This is a genomic window from Herbidospora solisilvae, from assembly GCF_009901565.1.
GTDB lineage: Bacteria > Actinomycetota > Actinomycetes > Streptosporangiales > Streptosporangiaceae > Herbidospora > Herbidospora solisilvae.
The window spans coordinates 352,500-371,190 of the sequence record NZ_WXEW01000005.1; the positions used below are offsets into that span (position 1 = coordinate 352,500).

General features: G+C 70.0%; 19 protein-coding genes. 16 read left to right on the forward strand and 3 right to left on the reverse strand.

The features are described 5' to 3' along the window. Positions 1-8 precede the first annotated feature (8 nt). Genes GT755_RS18530 through GT755_RS18545 form a run of 4 tightly spaced genes read left to right on the forward strand, consistent with a single transcriptional unit; the run spans position 9 to position 4,059 of the window. Positions 9-974 (forward strand): alkaline phosphatase family protein, encoded by a 966-nt coding sequence (locus GT755_RS18530; RefSeq protein WP_161480941.1) that lies wholly within the window; start codon positions 9-11, stop codon positions 972-974. Between the two features lie 60 nt (positions 975-1,034). After that, entirely contained in the window at positions 1,035-2,333 is a 1,299-nt protein-coding gene (locus GT755_RS18535; protein ID WP_161480942.1) for an RNA polymerase sigma factor, read from the forward strand. Beyond that, complete coding sequence (locus GT755_RS18540; protein WP_161480943.1) at positions 2,305-2,952, forward strand: hypothetical protein; 648 nt, start codon at positions 2,305-2,307, stop codon at positions 2,950-2,952. Before GT755_RS18535 ends, GT755_RS18540 begins: the two co-directional genes overlap by 29 nt. Positions 2,953-3,009: 57 nt before the next feature. After that, positions 3,010-4,059 (forward strand): C40 family peptidase, encoded by a 1,050-nt coding sequence (locus GT755_RS18545; protein WP_161480944.1) that lies wholly within the window; start codon positions 3,010-3,012, stop codon positions 4,057-4,059. 1 nt (position 4,060) lies between these two features. Here GT755_RS18545 and GT755_RS18550 read toward each other — a convergent pair whose 3' ends face one another. Continuing rightward, positions 4,061-4,540: an inorganic diphosphatase gene (locus GT755_RS18550; protein WP_030452941.1), complete on the reverse strand. Its 480-nt coding sequence runs from the start codon at positions 4,538-4,540 to the stop codon at positions 4,061-4,063. A gap of 83 nt (positions 4,541-4,623) precedes the next feature. Between GT755_RS18550 and dacB the strand changes: the two genes are divergently transcribed. The 11 genes from dacB to GT755_RS18605 all read left to right on the forward strand — a co-directional run bounded on the left by dacB (position 4,624) and on the right by GT755_RS18605 (position 15,007). Beyond that, entirely contained in the window at positions 4,624-6,006 is a 1,383-nt protein-coding gene (dacB, locus tag GT755_RS18555; RefSeq protein WP_328794405.1) for a D-alanyl-D-alanine carboxypeptidase/D-alanyl-D-alanine endopeptidase, read from the forward strand. A 23-nt stretch (positions 6,007-6,029) separates the two neighbouring features. Beyond that, positions 6,030-7,106 (forward strand): zinc-dependent metalloprotease, encoded by a 1,077-nt coding sequence (locus GT755_RS18560; RefSeq protein ID WP_202610194.1) that lies wholly within the window; start codon positions 6,030-6,032, stop codon positions 7,104-7,106. Beyond that, entirely contained in the window at positions 7,103-8,080 is a 978-nt protein-coding gene (gene tilS, locus GT755_RS18565; RefSeq protein ID WP_161481202.1) for a tRNA lysidine(34) synthetase TilS, read from the forward strand. Before GT755_RS18560 ends, tilS begins: the two co-directional genes overlap by 4 nt. 11 nt (positions 8,081-8,091) lie before the next feature. Continuing rightward, the gene (gene hpt / locus GT755_RS18570) at positions 8,092-8,649 is read left to right on the forward strand and encodes a hypoxanthine phosphoribosyltransferase (RefSeq protein ID WP_030452945.1); all 558 of its coding nucleotides are present in this window, start codon (positions 8,092-8,094) and stop codon (positions 8,647-8,649) included. A gap of 260 nt (positions 8,650-8,909) precedes the next feature. After that, a complete protein-coding gene (gene ftsH, locus GT755_RS18575; protein WP_161480945.1) occupies positions 8,910-10,916 on the forward strand; it encodes an ATP-dependent zinc metalloprotease FtsH in 2,007 nt (668 codons plus the stop codon). Positions 10,917-10,921: 5 nt separating this feature from the next. Then, complete coding sequence (folE, locus tag GT755_RS18580; RefSeq protein WP_030452947.1) at positions 10,922-11,506, forward strand: GTP cyclohydrolase I FolE; 585 nt, start codon at positions 10,922-10,924, stop codon at positions 11,504-11,506. 94 nt (positions 11,507-11,600) lie between these two features. Beyond that, positions 11,601-12,458, forward strand: coding sequence for a dihydropteroate synthase (folP, locus tag GT755_RS18585; protein WP_161480946.1), 858 nt, complete (start codon positions 11,601-11,603; stop codon positions 12,456-12,458). Beyond that, positions 12,445-12,885, forward strand: a complete 441-nt coding sequence (locus tag GT755_RS18590) for a nuclear transport factor 2 family protein (RefSeq protein WP_161480947.1) — start codon at positions 12,445-12,447, stop codon at positions 12,883-12,885. The genes folP and GT755_RS18590 overlap by 14 nt, the downstream gene beginning before the upstream one ends. A 790-nt stretch (positions 12,886-13,675) precedes the next feature. Next, entirely contained in the window at positions 13,676-14,038 is a 363-nt protein-coding gene (folB, locus tag GT755_RS18595) for a dihydroneopterin aldolase (RefSeq protein ID WP_161480948.1), read from the forward strand. Next, positions 14,035-14,535, forward strand: a complete 501-nt coding sequence (folK, locus tag GT755_RS18600) for a 2-amino-4-hydroxy-6-hydroxymethyldihydropteridine diphosphokinase (protein WP_161480949.1) — start codon at positions 14,035-14,037, stop codon at positions 14,533-14,535. The genes folB and folK overlap by 4 nt, the downstream gene beginning before the upstream one ends. A 10-nt stretch (positions 14,536-14,545) precedes the next feature. Continuing rightward, positions 14,546-15,007 (forward strand): DUF3180 domain-containing protein, encoded by a 462-nt coding sequence (locus GT755_RS18605; protein ID WP_161480950.1) that lies wholly within the window; start codon positions 14,546-14,548, stop codon positions 15,005-15,007. On the opposite strand, the gene GT755_RS18610 is transcribed toward GT755_RS18605, so the two are convergent. Further along, positions 15,008-16,153 (reverse strand): NADH-quinone oxidoreductase subunit D, encoded by a 1,146-nt coding sequence (locus GT755_RS18610; protein WP_161480951.1) that lies wholly within the window; start codon positions 16,151-16,153, stop codon positions 15,008-15,010. A gap of 37 nt (positions 16,154-16,190) precedes the next feature. Between GT755_RS18610 and GT755_RS18615 the strand changes: the two genes are divergently transcribed. Then, complete coding sequence (locus tag GT755_RS18615) at positions 16,191-17,372, forward strand: cytochrome P450 (RefSeq protein WP_161480952.1); 1,182 nt, start codon at positions 16,191-16,193, stop codon at positions 17,370-17,372. Between the two features lie 143 nt (positions 17,373-17,515). On the opposite strand, the gene GT755_RS18620 is transcribed toward GT755_RS18615, so the two are convergent. Continuing rightward, a complete protein-coding gene (locus tag GT755_RS18620; RefSeq protein WP_161480953.1) occupies positions 17,516-18,688 on the reverse strand; it encodes a cation:proton antiporter in 1,173 nt (390 codons plus the stop codon). Positions 18,689-18,691 lie beyond the last annotated feature (3 nt).

The window sequence follows — 18,691 nt, forward strand, 5'->3', positions numbered from 1 at the left end:
CTGGGGCGGTGTCTTACAGGCGGATTCGCCGCGCGTGCCACGGCCGTGCTCCGGCCGTCCGGGTCTCGCTGGCCCTCGCCATCGTGGTGGCGCTCGGCTGCGGGCCGGTCAGCCACGTCGAACCGCCCCCGCCGAAGCCGGTGCCGAAGGTCCTGGTGATCGGCGTGGACGGGGTGCGCACCGACCGCGTGCTCACCACCGGGGCGACCTATCTGCGCGCCCTGATGAGCGAGGGCCTCTACGCCACCGGGCAACTCGATCTGGCCCCCGGCGTGAAATCGCTGAGCGGCCCGGCGTGGTCGACCATTCTCACCGGCGTCAATCCGGAAAAGCATGGCGTACGCGACAACACCTTTGCCGGACGCCAATACACGAGATATCCCGATTTCCTGACCCGGCTGGAAAGGTTGCGGCCCGACCTCGACACCCTGGCGGTCACCCTCTGGCGGACCTTCTTCGACACCGGCCTGCTCCACCAGGTCGACTGGCACGCCACCCTGCGCCCCGGCGTCGACTACGCCGAACACCTCAAAGACGAGATGATCATCCGCCGGATGACCGACCTGATCTCCCGCCACCGGGTCGACGTCGTCTTCCTGCACCTGGTCAACCCCGACAAGGTGGCCCACAAGCACGGGCCTCTCGGCCCCGAGTACGTCACCGCGCTCGACACCATGGACCTCGGCATCGGGCGCCTCGTCGACGCCGTCAGGCGGCGGCCGACGTACCGGAACGAGAAGTGGTCGGTCATCGTGGTGACCGACCACGGGCACCGCGACGAGGGCGGCCACGGCGGCCTCTCGCCGGAGGAGCTCCAGATCTTCCTGCTCGCCGCGGGCCCCGGAATCCGGCACGAACGCCGCCACGAGGCGAAACTCGTGGACGTCGCGCCGACCGTTTTCGCCCAATTGGGGATGCGAATTCCGGCCGACTTCGAAGGCGTTCCGCTCGGTGGAGAATTGCCGGGAAAATAGCGGCGGAGAATGCAACGGAAAGCCTGAACTCCAAGTTACGGATCCATTACCTTCGGTGACATGACCGATCGCGATCTGGTTCAGGCCCTGCGCGCCCGCGATCCGGGTGCTCTCGCGGCTCTCTACGACGCCCACGCCGAAGGCGTCTATCGCTTCTGCTGGTTCATGCTCGGCCCCGAGGGCGCCCAGGTGGCCTTACGCGACACGATGATCGCCGCCGAGGCCCACGTCGACGCCCTGCGCGACCCCGACCGCCTCTACGTCTGGCTGCTCGCGCTGGCCCGCGCCGAGTGCCGCCGCAGATGGCAGGCCGGTTCGCCGGCCGAACCCGAGGAGGCCCCCGACGCCGCCGCCTGGCACGCCGTCCACGGCCTGCCCCCGGACGACCGGGAGATCCTCGAACTGTCCCTGCGCCACGGCCTGGCCGCCGCCGACCTGGGCACGGTGCTCGGGCTGAGCGCCCGCCACGCCGAGGCCCTGCGCGAGTCGGCCTCGCTCCGGCTGCAGGACGCGATCACCGCCGAGGTGCTGGCCCGCCGCGACCCCGGCGACTGCCCGGCCCGGTCGGTCCTGGTCGCCGACGCCGAGGGCGGCGACCCCGACGAACGTCGCGCCCGCGTGGTCAACCACATCTTCAGCTGCGAGACCTGCCGCCCCCACCGGGCCCGCCAGGTCTCGGCCGGCAAGGTCTTCGCCCTGCTGCCCCTCCCGGTCATGCCCGACACGGTCCGCGTACGGGTGATGAGCTGCTTCATCGACCCCGAGCTGCTGGCCTACCGCCGCTACGTCGCCCGCCGGGCCGGGCCCCTCGATCCCGACGGCTTCCCCGGCACCCGGGTCCGGCGCGGGCGCCACCTGGCCGTGGGCGCGCTGGCCGCCGTGGCCGCCGCGGCCGTGGTGGTCGTGCTGGTCATGCAGGTCACCGGTGAGCCGATGGAGAACCGCGCCGGCGTGGCCGCGCCGACCGCCCGGCTCTACACCCCCGCCGCGACGGTCAGCGACTATCCGCCGAAGGTGCCGCCCAAGGTGCCGCCGCCGGTCCGCACCCTCGACCCCGTCGAGGAGTCGCCGGAGAGCGCGACGGCCCGTCCCCGCCCGACCGTGCTCGGCGTCCGCTACCCCAGGCCCGCCCGCGCCGTGGTGCCCCGACCGCGTCCCACCAGGACCGCCCAGGGCGAACCTCCGCACACCCGCCCGCCGGGCCCCCGCCCGTCGCCGACCCCGGTCGCCACGGTGACCCCGGCGCCCGAACCGGTCGACCTCGAACTGGCCTCCACCACCCAGACCGACGACAGCGACCATGAGCACGAGCACGTGAAGGACGAACGCCATGGCCGCCGACGGCTTTGCCGTTCGTGATCGCCGGGTCTACCCCGATCTGCCGCCCGCGCGCCTGGCCGATCTCGTCACCAAGGCCCACGAGGCGGCCTGGCCGGTCTGGCTCGACCCGGGGCCCCGGATGCTCCGCGACGTGCTCGACCTCAGCCGCCTCCAGGCCGCCAGGGCCCTGGCCATCCTGACCTGGCTGGCCGAGGCCCACACCCCCGACGACGTCGCCTGGCTGCTCTCCCCGCGCCGCCTGACCGGCCCCCGCCAGGACCGCATGTACGGCGAGGCCGCCCGCCTCCCCGACCCCGTGCTCAACCTGGTCGTCGCCAACTGGACGTGGGTGCAGAGCACCCCCCACGGCGGCAGGGTCACCGCCCCCTACCTGGCCGGCACCGCCTACCCCGACGACGGCTATGCCGCCGCCCACGCCGCCATCACCCTGGCGCAGATCCACGAACGCCACCCGGAGGCCCGTCCGGCCCTGTCGGTCGCGTGGGCGGCCTGCCGGACCGCCGCCGACTGGTGCAAGGCGGCCGAACTGAGGGCCACCCACGGCGGCGACGCCCCGGTCTTCGCCTATCCGCGCGGCCCCGACCCGGTGACCACGGGCATGCGCCCCTGGATCGCGCGGTTGCTGAAACTCATGTGAACGTATTTGCAATTGGGGCCGGTGTTCCTTGAGTGACCTGCGGGAATGGGCTTGCGCATGCCGAATCGCAGGTCACGGGCGCTGCCCGCGACACTCGTGGTCGCGGGTCTGCTGGCCGGGACGCCGGGCGCGGCCGCCGCGACGCCGGGCCCCCGCGACACGATCAGCGCGCAGGTCCGGGAGCTCGCCCGCCACCAGGTGAAGCTGGCGCGGGCCAAGGAGCGCCGCCGCGAGCTCGTCAGAGACGCCGAACGCCTCATCGAGGCCTACAACGGCGAGCTCGTCACGGTACGGCGGGCCCAGGCCGAGCACGCCGAGGTCACCAGTGACCTGAAGACGGCGGAGCAGGCCGTCGAGGAGGCCAGGAGCCGGGCCGCCGCCCTCGCCGCGGACGCCTACGGCGTCGACCTCGCCAACCCGATGATGGCCCTGCCGGGCGCCCCCGACGCGTTGATGCGCCGGGCCAGCCTGGTCACCCAGATCGGCGACGAGCGCGCGGCCGTCATCGACCGCCTCGACGACAGCCGCGAGGTGCTCCGGATCCTGCAGAACCAGGCCGCCGACATGCTCGACGAGGCCCATCGGGCCGCGGCGGAGGCCGAGCGTCTCAAAACGGCGGCGGAGGAGGCCGTGAAGACGCAACTGGCGGAGACCAGGGAACTGCGCAGGGAGCAGCGGGAGATCGAGGAGCGGCTCGACCTGGCCGGGTTCCGGCTCGGGGCCGCCAGGGCGGCTCCCGCCTGGGCGCTCACCGCCGGGGGCGCCGGTGGGGAGGCGGCCCGGTGGGCGCTGGCCCAGCTCGGCAAGCCCTACGTGTGGGCGGCCGACGGCCCGGAGAGCTTCGACTGCTCAGGCTTGACGATGCGGGCCTGGGAACGGGCCGGGGTGCCCCTCGACCACTGGACCGGCACGCAGTGGACCGCCGGGCCGCACGTCGAGTCCGACGACCTGCGCCCCGGCGACCTGGTCTTCTTCGGCGACCCGATCCACCACGTCGGCCTGTTCATCGGACGCGGCCTGATGGTCCACGCCCCCCAGACGGGAGACGTGGTCCGCATCGCGTCGATGTGGCGGCCCGACTACGTCGGCGCCACGAGACCGGGCTGAATCAGTGCTTGGCGCGCTTGTAGGAGCGCTCGATCTCGGCCTCGGCCTCGGTCCGGCCGACCCAGTTGGCGCCCTCGACCGACTTGCCGGGCTCGAGGTCCTTGTAGACCTCGAAGAAGTGCTGGATCTCCAGCCGGTCGAACTCCGGGACATGGTGGATGTCGCGGATGTGCTCCTGGCGGGGGTCACGTGAGGGAACGCAGAGGACCTTGTCGTCGCCGCCCTTCTCGTCGGTCATCCGGAACATCCCGACGGCGCGACAGCGGATGAGACACCCGGGGAAGGTCGGTTCCTGGAGGAGGACGAGGGCGTCGAGGGGGTCGCCGTCCTCGCCGAGGGTGTTCTCGATGAAGCCGTAGTCGGCAGGGTACTGAGTGGACGTGAAGAGCATCCGGTCGAGTCTGATCCGGCCGGTCTCATGATCCACCTCATATTTGTTGCGTTGCCCTTTGGGTATCTCAACGACAACGTCGAACTCCACTGCCATTTCCTCCGCTCAAGCCATCCGAGTGGTCCCGGAGTGGCGTTAGTGTCTCGTAGGCGTAACTAGGGAGAGGTCACGTGGTGCGACGCGAGCGTTGGGTGGTTGTCGCCACCCTCGCGCTGCTACAGATGTTCGTCATCGCCGCTGGCGTCTACCTCGTGGTCAACGGCACCGAGCGGATTCCGATACAGGCCGCGGCCCCCAAACCGGCCCCCACACCGATCGTCACGGCACCGCCTGTTCTGGTCGCCGCGCTCGACGGCCCTCTCCCGGCTAAGAGTACTTTGACCACCCTCCTTCGTGACGCCATGGGTGACCCGGGAATCGGTGGCAAGGTCGCAGGTACCGTCATCGACACCGAAACCGGGCAAACGCTGTTCGATGAGGGTTCGACCACCGCGCTGACCCCGGCGTCCACCACCAAAGTGGTCACCGGCGCCGCGGCGCTGGCCTCGATCGGCGCCGATGTGACGTTCGCCACGACGGTCGTCCAGACCGCCCCCGGCAAGATCGTTCTGGTCGGCGGCGGCGATCCGACCCTGGCCGGACCCAAGGCCGACCCCCGCGACCACTATCCGCGCGCGGCCAGCCTCCAGACGCTGGCCTCCCGCACCGCCAAGGCCCTGAAGGCCGCCGGGGTCAAGTCGGTCACCCTGTCCTACGACGCCTCGCTCTTCCAGGGCCCGGTGACCGCCCCCGGCTGGAAGCCGACCTACGTGCCCGAGGGCAGCGCCTCCCCGGTGACCGCGCTGGCCATCGACGAGGGCCGCGTGGTGCCCCGCCAGGACGCCCCGCGCTCGGCGAACCCGCCGGCCGACGCGTCCAGGGCGTTCGGCGACCTCCTCGCCAAATACGGCATCAAGGTCGGCAAGACCATCAAGCCCGTCAAGGCCGCGCAGCCCGGCCAGGAGCTCGCCCGGGTCGAGTCGGCCCCGGTCTACGCCCTGGTCGAGCGCATGCTCACCGAGAGCGACAACGACCTGGCCGAGGCGCTGGGCCGCCACGTGGCCATCGCCGAGAAGCAGCCCCACACCTACGCCGGCCAGGCCAAGGCCTACCGGGCTGTGCTGACCCGCCTCGGCGTCACACAGGGCGTGGAGGTCCACGACGGCAGCGGCCTGTCGACCGCCAACAAGATCACCCCGGCGGCGCTGGCGAAACTCGTCGCGCTCGGCGCCTCCCCGCAACACCCACAGCTCCACTCGCTGATCAGCGGAATGCCGGTCGCCGGCTTCACCGGCACCCTCCACGGCCGCTACGGCGACGGCGACTCGAAGGCCGGCGCCGGATTGGTCCGGGCCAAGACGGGCACGCTCGACGGAGTGAACACACTGACGGGCCTGGTCCACACCGCCGACGGAAGGCTGCTGAGCTTCGCGTTCATGGCCAACGGCGTCACCGACCCCGGCAAGACCGTCAAGGCGCTCGACCGGCTGGCGACCCTGGTCTCGCGCGCCGCCTGAACCGACGACATACGGTGGTGAACATGCAGGTGATCGACTGGGATCTCGCCGTCGCTACCGGAGTCCGGCTCGTCCGCCCGGGGCCACAGGTGAGTCGTGAAGAGGCCAGACAGGCCGTCAGCGAGCTTCGGCGCCTGTCGCGCGAGGCCGAGGTCCACGTCAAGGAGTTCACCGGGATCGACTCGGCGCCTCCTGAGGAGGCCACCGTCGTCGACCGCCCCGGCTGGATCCGGGCCAACGTCGAGGGGTTCAAGGTCGTCCTCGAACCGCTGTCCGAGAAGGTCGGCAACATGCCGGCCATCGTCAGCGCCGTCGGCTCCCGGATCACCGGCGTCGAGGTGGGCGCCGTCCTGGCCTTCCTGGCCAGCCGGGTCCTCGGGCAGTACGAACTGTTCCTGCCGCCCGACCCCGAGGGCAACGCCCCGACCGGCCGCCTCACCCTGGTGGCCCCCAACATCGTCAACACCGAGCGCGAGCTGCGTGTCGACCCGCGCGACTTCCGCCTCTGGGTCTGCCTCCACGAGGAGACCCACCGGGTCCAGTTCACCGGCGTCCCGTGGTTGCGCGAGTACCTCCAGGCCCAGATGAAGGAGTTCCTCACGATCTCCGACATGGACCTGTCGACCCTCCTCGGCCGCATGCGCGACGTGACCGACGCGGTCGCCGACGCCTTCCGCGGCGGCGAGGGCAACCTGATCGAGGCCATCCAGACCCCCGAGCAGAAGGCCGTGCTCGACCGGGTGACCGCCGTGATGACCCTGGTCGAGGGCCACGGCGACTACGTGATGGACGCCGTCGGCCCCAGCGTGGTGCCCTCGGTGGCCGACATCCGGGCCAAGTTCCAGCAGCGGCGCGCGGGCGGCTCCCGCGTCGACCAGGTGATCCGCCGCCTGCTCGGCGTCGACCTGAAGATGAAGCAGTACGCCGAGGGCTCCACCTTCGTGACCACCGTGGTCCAGGAGGCCGGCATGGACGGCTTCAACCGGGTCTGGACCTCCCCCGAGACCCTGCCCACCCGCCAGGAGATCGCCGATCCCCACGCGTGGATGCGCCGGGTCCTCGCTACCAACACGCTGGAGCCCGACCACAAGTCCGCCTGATGGGTCCTCATCCGGCGGTCGCCGACGTCCGCCGCGCGATCCGCGAATCGCTCTCCGACCTCGACGAGGGCAGCCTGGTGCTCGTCGCCTGCAGCGGCGGCGCCGACTCCCTGGCCCTGGCCGCCTGCCTCGGCTTCGTCGCTCCGCGACTCGGCCTCCGCGCCGGGCTGGTCACCGTCGACCACGACCTCCAGCCCGGTTCCCGGTCAAGAGCCGATGATCTTGTACGGCTCTCGCCCAGCCTGGGCCTCGACGTCGCCGAGGCGGTGACGGTCCAGGTCGGCACCCTGGGAGGCCCCGAGGCGGCGGCCCGGATCGCCCGCTACGCCGCCCTCGACGAGGTGTCGGCCCGCCTCGGAGCCGTCGTCCTGCTGGGCCACACCCGCGACGACCAGGCCGAGACCGTGCTGCTGCGACTGGCCCGCGGCAGCGGTGCCCGCTCGCTCTCGGGGATGGCCGAGGTCTCGGGCGTCTACCGGCGGCCGCTGCTGGGCGTCAGCCGTACCAGAACCGAGGAGGCCTGCGCGGCGCTCGGCCTCATCCCCTGGCACGACCCCCACAACGACGACCCGAGGTTCACCCGGGTCAAGGTGCGGCAAACCCTGCTGCCCCTCCTGGAGTCCGACCTCGGCCCCGGCATCGCCGACGCACTGGCCCGCACCGCCCGGCTCTGCCGCGACGACGCCGACGCCCTCGACGACTGGGCCGACCGCGTCTACGCCGAAGCGAGAGACCTCGGCACCGGCCTGTCCACCGCCCTGCTCGCCGAACTGCCCGCCGCCGTACGCCGCCGGGTGATCCACCGGGCCGCTGTCGCCGCCGGGTCGCCGCCCTCGGCGCTCGCGGCCGTGCACATCGAGGAGGCCGAGCGGCTGATCACCCGCTGGACGGGGCAGAAGGGGGTGGACCTACCCGGAGGGGTGGGTGTGGTGCGCCGATATGGCAGGCTGATGTTCACCAGCTCCCTCTCGTAAGGAATTCGCAGGTGGACGCAGCCGACATGGGCAGAGACCTGTCCAAGGTCCTCATCTCCGAGGACGAGCTCCAGACCAAGATCAGGGAACTCGCCGGGAAGATCGACGCCGACTACGCGGGCCACGAACTGCTCATCGTCGGGGTGCTGAAGGGCGCCGTCATGGTGATGGCCGACCTCGCCCGCGCGCTCCACGTGCCGGTCCAGATGGACTGGATGGCGGTGTCGTCCTACGGCGCGGGCACCAAGTCGTCGGGTGTGGTGCGGGTGCTGAAAGACCTCGACACCGACATCGCGGGCCGTCACGTGCTGGTCGTCGAGGACATCATCGACTCGGGCCTGACTCTGTCGTGGCTGCTCAACAACCTCCAGTCGCGCAACCCGGCGTCCGTGGAGATCTGCACCCTCCTCCGCAAGCCCGACGCGGTGAAGGTCCCCCTTGACGTCAAATACGTGGGATTCGACATCCCCAACGAGTTCGTCATCGGCTACGGGCTCGACTACGCCGAGCGCTATCGAAACCTCCCATTCATCGGCACTCTGGCGCCACATGTCTATGGCGGCGAATAAGCCCTGAGCGAAGTGGCCCCTCCGGAGGCTTGATATTTGCTCTCCGCGAAGGGAACACGCCTGTCCCTGACGTACGTTGGATGAGCAATGCCCGAGCCTGCCGGGCGGTGACCCTCACCGGCGGCTCGGTGTACCTTCTGATAACCCGGGGGCGGCCCTGGGTAGTCAGAAGGAGCGGCAAAGGGTGCCGCGACCCCCTTTACCCAAAGGGGGCCAGGCCTTGGTCAGGAAGGGACGGGCCCGCCGGGGTTCCGCATCGGATGGATCTCAAGCGATTTACACGTGGGCCACTGCTGTGGATCCTGGGCATCGTCGTGCTTCTGCTGCTCGTCACGACGTTGATGAACACCGGCGGCAATTACACCACCGCCGACACCTCCACTGTTCTCCAGCAGATCAACAGCGGCAATGTGGTCAGCGCCAAAGTGACCGACAGAGACCAGGTCGCGCAGGTGACCCTGGCCAAGCCCATTCAGGTCGGCACCAAGTCGACCGACCGCATCCAGGCCTCCTGGGTGACCGGTCAGGGCGTTCAGATCACCGAGGCCCTCGCGAAGGCGAACCCGAAGAACGGGTGGACGGTCGAGGTTCCCAAGGAGAACTTCTTCGTCACCCTGCTGTTGAGTTTCCTGCCGATCATCCTGATCGTGCTCTTCTTCTTGTTCTTCCTGAACCAGATGCAGGGCGGCGGCTCCCGGGTGATGAACTTCGGCAAGTCGAAGGCCAAGCTCATCACGAAGGACACCCCCAAGACCACGTTCGCCGACGTGGCCGGCGCCGACGAGGCCATCGAGGAACTCCACGAGATCAAGGAGTTCCTGCAGGCACCCGCGAAGTTCCAGGCCATCGGCGCCAAGATCCCCAAGGGCGTCCTGCTCTACGGCCCGCCCGGAACCGGTAAGACGCTGCTCGCCAGGGCCGTCGCCGGCGAGGCCGGGGTGCCGTTCTACTCGATCTCCGGCTCCGACTTCGTCGAGATGTTCGTGGGTGTCGGCGCGAGCCGCGTCCGCGACCTGTTCGAGCAGGCCAAGGCCAACGCCCCCGCCATCATCTTCATCGACGAGATCGACGCCGTCGGCCGTCACCGAGGCGCGGGCCTCGGCGGTGGTCACGACGAGCGCGAGCAGACCCTGAACCAGCTCCTCGTCGAGATGGACGGCTTCGACGTCAAGGGCGGCGTGATCCTCATCGCCGCGACGAACCGGCCCGACATCCTCGACCCCGCGCTGCTGCGTCCCGGCCGGTTCGACCGGCAGGTCACCGTCGACCGTCCCGACCTCGAGGGCCGCAAGGGCATCCTCAAGGTCCACGGCCGCGGCAAGCCGTTCGACGACAGCGTCGACCTCGACGTCATCGCCCGCCGCACGCCCGGCTTCACCGGCGCCGACCTGGCCAACGTGATCAACGAGGCGGCGCTGCTGACCGCCCGCCAGGACAAGAAGCTCATCACGATGGAGATCCTCGAAGAGTCGATCGACCGCGTGATGGCCGGCCCCGAGCGCAAGTCGCGGGTCATGTCCGACCAGGAGAAGAAGATCATCGCCTACCACGAGGGCGGCCACGCCCTGGTGGCCCACGCGCTGCCCAACTCCGACCCGGTCCACAAGATCACGATCCTGTCGCGCGGCCGCGCCCTCGGTTACACGATGACGCTGCCGATGGAAGACAAGTTCCTGGCCACCCGCTCCGAGATGAACGACCAGCTCGCGATGCTGCTGGGCGGACGCACGGCCGAGGAGCTCGTCTTCCACGAGCCCACGACCGGCGCGTCCAACGACATCGAGAAGGCGACCTCCATCGCCCGCCGCATGGTCACCGAATACGGCATGAGCGAGAAGCTCGGCGCCCGCAAGTTCGGCTCCGGCAACGGCGAGGTCTTCCTCGGCCGCGAGATGGGCCACGAGCGCGACTACTCCGAGCAGATCGCGTCGTCGATCGACGACGAGGTCCGCCGCCTGATCGAGTCGGCACACGACGCGGCCTGGGAGATCCTGGTTGAATACCGTGACGTGCTCGACAACCTGGTCCTGGAGCTGATGGAGAAGGAGACCCTGTCCCGCGAGCAGGTGCTGGAGATCTTCAGCCCGATCGTGGTCAGGGAGAAGCGCCCCTCCTACGCCGGCTACGGCAAGCGGCTGCCCTCCGACCGTCCTCCGGTGATCACTCCCAAGGAGGTCGCGGCGGCCAACGGCCACGGCACCCCCGCCATCGCGTCCGGCAACGGCTCCCCTGTGGCGCAGCCCGCCCCCCAAAAGGACGAGGCGTAAAAACAGTGGTTGGCAAGCCTCTCCAGGTCGACAGCGCCCGGATCGAAGCGGCCGTACGCGAGATTCTGATCGCGATCGGCGAAGATCCGGGCCGTGAGGGCCTGGTCGAGACCCCGGCGCGCGTCGCCCGAGCCTACGCGGAGCAGTTCGCGGGGCTCGGGCAGAAGCCGGAAGACGTCCTCACCACGGTGTTCGACGCCGACCACGACGAGATGGTCCTGGTGCGCGACATCGAGATCTACTCCACGTGCGAACACCACCTGGTGCCCTTCCACGGGGTGGCCCACATCGGCTACATCCCCAACGACAAGGGCCAGGTGACGGGGCTGTCCAAGCTGGCCCGGCTGGCCGACCTCTACGCCCGCAGGCCCCAGGTTCAGGAGCGGCTGACCTCCCAGGTCGCCGACGCCCTCATGGAGGTCCTGAAGCCCCGTGGCGCGATCGTGGTCATCGAGGCCGAGCACATGTGCATGACCATGCGCGGCGTCCGCAAACCGGGCGCGAAGACGATCACCTCGGCGGTCCGCGGCATCTTCCGCGAAGACGACAAGACCCGCGCCGAGGCGATGTCCCTGATCATCGGCCGCTAGTTTTCGATCGTTATCCACAGGTGCCCCCCGGGCGGCGGATCGTGCTGCCGGAACGCCTAGGCTTGATCCCGATCGACCACATGAGGAGCCGTTGATGAGCGCGTTCACCGTGCCGGGGCTGCCCGACGCCGGGCGCTGCCTCGTCATGGGCGTGGTCAACGTCACCCCCGACTCCTTCTCCGACGGCGGTCGCTGGTTCGACCCCGAGATCGCCATCGCCCACGGGCTCGCCCTGGTCGAGCAGGGCGCCGACATCGTCGACGTGGGCGGCGAGTCGACCCGTCCCGGGGCCGCGCGGGTCTCCCTCGACGAGGAACTGCGCCGGGTCGAGCCGGTGATCCGCGCCCTGTCCGCCGAGGGTGTGGCCGTGAGCGTCGACACGATGCGCGCCGAGGTCGCCGAGGTGGCCGTGGCCGCCGGGGCCCGGCTGGTCAACGATGTGAGCGGCGGCCTGGCCGACCCCGTGATGCCCCGGGTGGTGGCCGCCTCCGGCGTCGCCTATGTGGTCATGCACTGGCGGGGCCACAGCAGAGACATGGAGAGCCGGGCCATCTACGGCGATGTGGTCACCGAGGTGAGCGAGGAGCTGCGCAAGCGCGTCGACTCGGTGCTCGCCGAAGGTGTCCGCGAGGAGCAGCTGATCCTCGACCCCGGCCTGGGGTTCTCCAAGCAGGCCGACCACAACTGGGCGCTCCTGGCCGGTCTCGACCGGCTTCAGGAGCTGGGCCGTCCCCTGATCATCGGGGCGTCCCGCAAACGTTTCCTCGGCCGGCTGCTCGCCGGTCCCGACGGCGAACCCCGCCCGTTCGCCGAGAACGACGACGCGACCCTGGCGGTCACGGCGCTCGCCGCCCGAGACGGCGCCTGGTGCGTTCGCGTCCACGACGTCCGACCCAACGCCGACGCCGTACGGGTTGCCGCGGCGTGGAGGACAGCCGATGAAAGAGGTTGAAGACCTCAACCAGGCCTTTTACGCCGCGATCGAGAGCGCCGACCTGGATCGGATGTCGGAGATCTGGGTGGAGGACGTGCCCGACCACCTGGTGGCGATGTGCGTCCATCCCGGGTGGCCGATGTTGTCCGGGCGTGGCGAGGTGCTGCGGTCGTGGGCGCTGATCATGGCCAACACGCCTTATATCCAGTTTGTGCTCACTGACGTACAGACGACGGTTTTAGGGAATGTCGCGGTGCTGACCTGCGCAGAGAACATCCTCACGGCGGCCGACGCCGAAGACGTGGGAGACACCGGGTTCGCGGCCGGGCGGGTGGTGGCGACCAACACCTTCGTGAAGACGGCCGGCGGCTGGCGGTTGTGGCACCACCACGGCTCGCCGGTGCTGCAGACGAGCGACGACGACGAAGAGGAAGAGACGTCCTGACCTGGGGCACCACCTAGAGGGTGCTTGACGCCTGTGCTGCTCCGTGCGGAGGCAGGTACTCCGACGGCGCGAGACGAGGTCCCAGACGCGGATGGTGTTCAGAGGTAGTCGGGCCAGAACGGGACGGTGGCTCGGGGTGCCCAAGCCGGAGGTCGACGCCGTAGTAGATGATGTCGCCGCCCCATATCGACAGCACGGGGTGGCCGAAGGTGCCGTGTCCTGCGTGCAGGAACCTGTGCGCATACACGGGGACCATCCGGGGCGTCCCGGCCAAGTGCGACCGTGCGAGGTCCACGGCCGCGTCGCCGGAATCCGGCCGCTCGCCCCAGGCGGGGTGCCAGTGCCCGTGCCGGACGTCGTGGAGCAGGAAGTCGGTCGGCCAGTCGAGGTGTCGGCGGAGGTCGCCGGAGTCGCCAGTCCGGCCATGGTCTTCCCCAGGCGTAGCTGGTGCCTGGCTCCTCTTCCCGTGGTTCGTGGACGGGCAGTCCGGCGGCGAGGAAGGCTCGGTGGTCGTCGGCGAACTCGAAACCGTATTCGTGCTCGATGCGAGCGAATCCCGCGTCGGTGAGGCCCTTCTCGATCACGCAGTTCAGTTGGGTCAGGCGCTGCGCGGCTCGTCTGCCAAGCCGGGCCGCCCCCGCGCTGATCATGTTCGGACCGTATCGCCCATGCCCGGCCGGCGGGCGGGTGTCGTTCGGTGGAATGTGCGTTCGGGTGGGGGGCGTTGTGATCGGCGGAATCGGTTGGTTGTAGAAAGTGATCTCGGACGTGGGATCGGTGCGGAGGTGTCGTGGGCCTCGATACGGTGAGCCTGAAAGGGCTTCGGGCCAGGGGGCGGCATGGTTGCCTGCCCGCTGAGCGTGAGCTGGGACAGGAGTTCGTCGTCGACGCGACGCTGTTCCTCGACGTGAGGCCGGCGGCGGCCGGTGACGATCTGAGCAAGACCGTCGACTACGGGGCGCTGGCGCTGGAGCTGGTGGCCGTGGTCGAGGGGGAGCCGGTCGATCTCATCGAGACGCTGGCCGAGCGGCTGGCCGCGGTCTGTCTGCGCCATGAGCTGGTGGAGAATGTCGAGCTCAGTGTGCACAAGCCGGCGGCGCCGATTCCGTTGCCGTTCGACGACGTGGTGGTGACGGTCAGGAGGTCGCGGTGAGGGTCGTCTTCTCGCTGGGCTCCAACCTCGGGCGGCGGATGGACTATCTGCAGAGCGGCCTCGACGCGCTGTTCGACGCGCCCGGCATGTCGTTCGTGGCGCTCTCGCCGGTCTACGAGACCGACCCCGTCGGCGGGCCCTCCCAGGGGGCCTACCTGAACGCCGTCGTCATCGCCGAGACCTCGCTCGACCCTCGCACCCTGCTCGACCGGGCGCTCGGGGTGGAGGACGCGTTCGGGCGGGTCCGGAAGGAGCGCTGGGGGCCGCGCACGCTGGACGTCGACATCATCATGGTCGGCAACCTGATGTCCGACGAGGCCGAGCTGACCCTGCCCCATCCGCGTGCCCACGAGAGGGCCTTCGTGCTGGTGCCGTGGGCGCAGGCCGACGCCTCGGCGGTGCTGCCGGGGCGCGGGTCGGTGGCGGCGCTGCTGGCCGGTCTCGACCAGAGCGGCGTGCGGCTCCGGGCCGACCTGTCGCTGCAACCCCCGCTTTAGGAGTCGTGTCGTGAAGCCCAGCAATCCCGGTCTGCTCGTCGGCGTCGTGGTCGTCTTCGCCGTCGTGACCTGGGCGTTTCTGCAGGGCGCCTACGCGAGTCTGCCGCAGGTGCCCTGGACGGCCATTCCGACGTTCCTGCTGCTGGCGATCGGCGAGGCGTACACGGGGTGGCTGACCCGGGGGCGGATCATGCGGAAGGAGGACACCACCCCGCCCGAGCCGCTGGTGGTGGCGCGGCTGGCCGCGCTGGCCAAGGCGACCGCCCTCGCGGGGGCGGCGTTCGCGGGGGTGTTCGCCGGGTTCTTCATCCACACCCTGGGGATGTTCGACATCCCCGGGCCACGGCAGGACGCGCTCGTGTCGGCGGGGTCGCTGATCTCGGCGGTCCTGCTCGTCTGCGCGGCGCTGTTCCTGGAGTTCTGCTGCCGGATCCCGGACGACAAGCACAACCAGAACCAGCGGCCCGCCTGATCACTTGTCGATGTCGCCCACGACGAAGAACATCGAGCCCAGGATGGCGACCATGTCGGCGACCAGGTGGCCGGGCAGCATCTCCCTCAGCACCTGGATGTTGTTGAAGCTGGCGCTGCGCAGCTTCAGCCGCCACGGGGTCTTCTCGCCCCGGCTGACCAGGTAGTAGCCGTTGATGCCCAGCGGGCTCTCCGTCCAGGCGTAGGTGTGGCCTTCGGGCACCTTCAGGATCTTGGGCAGCCGCTGGTTGATCGGGCCCGGCGGCAGGTCGGCGAGCCGGTCGAGGCAGGCGTCGGCGAGGTCCAGCGAGACCTTGACCTGGTCGAACAGGACCTCGAAGCGGGCGTGGCAGTCGCCCGCCTCCCGGGTCACGACCTTCACGGGAAGCTCGCCGTAGGCCAGGTAGGGGTCGTCGCGGCGCAGGTCCCAGTCGACGCCGGAGGCACGGGCGATGGGGCCGCTGACGCCGTACTGGCGGATCGTCTCGGGGGTCAGGACGCCGACACCCCGGGTGCGGGCCAGGAAGATCTCGTTGCCGGAGATCAGGTTCTCGATGTCGGGGAGGCGGCGGCGGACGTCGGCGACCGCCTGGCGGGTGCGGGACATCCAGCCTTCGGGGAGTTCCTCCTTCAGGCCGCCGACGCGGTTGAACATGTAGTGCATGCGGCCACCGGAGATCTCCTCCATGACCGCCTGGAGGGTCTCGCGCTCGCGGAAGGCGTAGAAGAGCGGGGTGATGGCGCCCAGTTCGAGGGGGTAGCTGCCGAGGAACATCAGGTGGTTCAGCACGCGGTTCAGCTCGGCCAGCAGTGTGCGGGCCCAGACCGCGCGTACGGGGACCTCCATGCCGAGCATTCGCTCGACCGCGATGACCACGCCGAGTTCGTTGGCGAAGGCCGAGAGCCAGTCGTGGCGGTTGGCCAGCACGATGATCTGGCGGTAGTCGCGGACCTCGAAGAGTTTCTCGGCGCCGCGGTGCATGTAGCCGATGATCGGTTCGGCGGTGCCGATGCGTTCGCCGTCGAGGGTGAGGCGGAGCCGCAGCACCCCGTGGGTCGACGGGTGTTGCGGGCCGATGTTGAGGATCATGTCCTCGGTCGCGAGCTCTTTGGCGCCCGCGCCCATGCCGACCACGATCTCGCTCATGGTGTCATCGTGCCACGACCCGTTTAGCATGTGAAATGTGCGGTTTGACCCTTGGAACCCGGATTTCGTGGCCCATCCTTACGACGTCTACGCCGATCTGCGCGCCGACGGGCCGGTTCACTACTTCGACAAGACCGACCAATATCTGATCCCGCGCTACGAGGACGTCAACGCCCTGCTGCGGGATCGCCGCCTCGGGCGGTCGTACCTCCATCTCGAAGACCACTCCGTCTTCGGGCACGAGCCGGAGCCGGAGTTCCAGGAGCCGTTCTGGCGGGTCGTGCGGGCGGGCATGCTCGACGTCGAGCCGCCCGTCCACACGCGGCTGCGGCGGCTGGTGTCCAAGGCGTTCACGCCGCGCATGGTCGAGGGGCTGCGGCCCCGGATCAGGGTGATGGCCGCCGAATTGGCCGACGCCCTGGCCGCCAAGGGCGGCGGCGACCTGATCGCCGAGGTCGCCGAGCCGCTGCCGGTGACGGTGATCGCCGAGATGCTGGGCGTGCCCGAGCAGGACCGCCCCTGTCTGCGGCCCTGGTCGGCCGACATCTGCGGCATGTACGAGCTCAACCCGTCCCTCGAAGCGCAGCACACCGCCGCGCGGGCGGCCGAGGAGTTCGCGTCCTACCTGCGCGACCTCGCCCGCGTCCGGGCCGAGAACCCCGGCGACGACCTGATCAGCGCGCTGACCCAGGTCGGGCTCACCGATGACGAGCTGATCGGCACCTGCGTGCTGCTGCTCAACGCCGGGCACGAGGCGACGGTCAACGTGACCGGCAACGGCTGGTGGTCGCTGTTCCGCAACCCCGGCGAGCTGGAGCGGCTGCGCCAGGACCGGTCGCTGCTGCCGACGGCGGTCGAGGAGATGATGCGCTGGGACACGCCGCTGCAGATGTTCGAGCGGTGGGTGCTGGAGGACATCGAGGTCGGCGGCACTCCGATCCCGCGCGGCAGCGAGGTCGCCCTGCTGTTCGGCTCGGCCAACCGCGACCCGTCGGTGTTCGCCGAACCCGACCGGTTCGACGCCGGGCGCAGCGACAATCCACACATCTCGTTCGGGGCGGGCATCCACTTCTGCCTGGGCGCGCCGCTGGCCCGCATCGAGCTCATCGAGTCGTTCGGCGCGCTGCTGGACCGGGGGATCGACCTGGTGGAAGAGCCGACGTGGAAACCCGGCTACGTGATCCGCGGCCTCACCGAACTGCGGGTCTCCACAAGCTGATTCCGTTACGGCTCCGCCCACCCCGCACCGACCACCGCCCCCGGCACCCGCCGCATCCGGCGCTCCGCAGCCGCTCCCGGCCCACATCCAACGACCACGGGATCCCGGTTATCCACAGGCTGTGGACAACCGGGATCCCGTGGTCAGTGCGTGGCGGGCGCCGACTTGGTCAACGCGGCCACCAGCGGCGCCGTCAACCGCGCCGCGAGCGGCCCGAAGGCGGCCAGGATCAGCACATAAGCCGCGGCGAGTGGTCCCAGGTCGGGATGGGCCCCGGCCGCGACCGCCAGACCGGCGATGACGATGTTGAACTCGCCCCGGGGGATGAGCGCGATGCCGGCGCGCACCCGTCCGGCCTTGCCGATGCCGGCGCGGCGGGCCGCGAAGGCGCCCGTGGCGAGCTTGGTCACCATGCTGACGAAGGCCAGGATCGCGGCCAGCCACAACACCGGAACGATCTTCGCGGGGTCGGTCTGGAGACCGAAGAACACGAAGAACACGGCCGCGAACAGGTCTCTGATGGGCATCAGGAGCGCCCGGGCGTCGTGGGCCAGCTCGCCCGACAACGCGATGCCGACCAGGAACGCGCCGACCGCCGCCGAGACCTGGAGCTGCTGGGCCAGACCGGCGACCAGCATGGCCAGGCCGATGACCTTGAGCAGCAGCACCTCGGAGTTCGGGCTGGCGACGAACTTCTCGATCCAGTCGCCGAACTTCAGCGCCACGACCAGAACCACCGTCACGGTCGCCAGGGCGATCGCGACCGTGAGTGCGCCGCTCAGCAGCGACACCCCGGCCAGCAGGGCCGTCAGGATGGGCAGGTAGAGCGCCATCGTCAGGTCTTCGAACACCAGCAGCGACAACACGACCGGCGTCTCGCGGTTACCGATCCAGCCCAGGTCCGACAGGACCTTCGCGGTGATGCCCGACGACGTCGCGTAGGTGACGCCGCCCATCGCGACCGCCGCGACCGGGCCCCAGCCGAGCAGCAGCGCGGCGATCACGCCGGGGGCCGCGTTGAGGATCAGGTCGACCAGGCCGCTGGGCGCGTTGCTCTTGAGGCTGGTCATGAGCTCGTCGGCGTTGTACTCCAGGCCCAGGGTGAGCAGCAGGAGGATCACGCCCAGTTCGGCGCCGGTGGCGATGAACTCCTCGCTGGTCGCGAGCGGCAGGATGCCGCCCGTGCCGAAGGCGAGGCCGGCGACGAGGTAGAGGGGGATCGGCGAGATGCCGACACGGAGGGCCAGGGCCCCGAGGATGCCGAGCGCGAGAATGACCCCGCCGAGCTCGAGGAAAAGTATCGCGGTGTGGTGCACGCG

Coding starts and splice junctions, on each gene's coding strand:
- GT755_RS18545 (WP_161480944.1), top strand. CDS start 3,010: ATGCCGAATCGCAGGTCACGGGCGCTGCCCGCGACACTCGTGGTCGCG.
- folP (WP_161480946.1), top strand. CDS start 11,601: ATGAGCGCGTTCACCGTGCCGGGGCTGCCCGACGCCGGGCGCTGCCTC.
- GT755_RS18540 (WP_161480943.1), top strand. CDS start 2,305: ATGGCCGCCGACGGCTTTGCCGTTCGTGATCGCCGGGTCTACCCCGAT.
- ftsH (WP_161480945.1), top strand. CDS start 8,910: ATGGATCTCAAGCGATTTACACGTGGGCCACTGCTGTGGATCCTGGGC.
- GT755_RS18610 (WP_161480951.1), bottom strand. CDS start 16,153: ATGAGCGAGATCGTGGTCGGCATGGGCGCGGGCGCCAAAGAGCTCGCG.
- GT755_RS18590 (WP_161480947.1), top strand. CDS start 12,445: ATGAAAGAGGTTGAAGACCTCAACCAGGCCTTTTACGCCGCGATCGAG.
- GT755_RS18560 (WP_202610194.1), top strand. CDS start 6,030: ATGCAGGTGATCGACTGGGATCTCGCCGTCGCTACCGGAGTCCGGCTC.
- GT755_RS18535 (WP_161480942.1), top strand. CDS start 1,035: ATGACCGATCGCGATCTGGTTCAGGCCCTGCGCGCCCGCGATCCGGGT.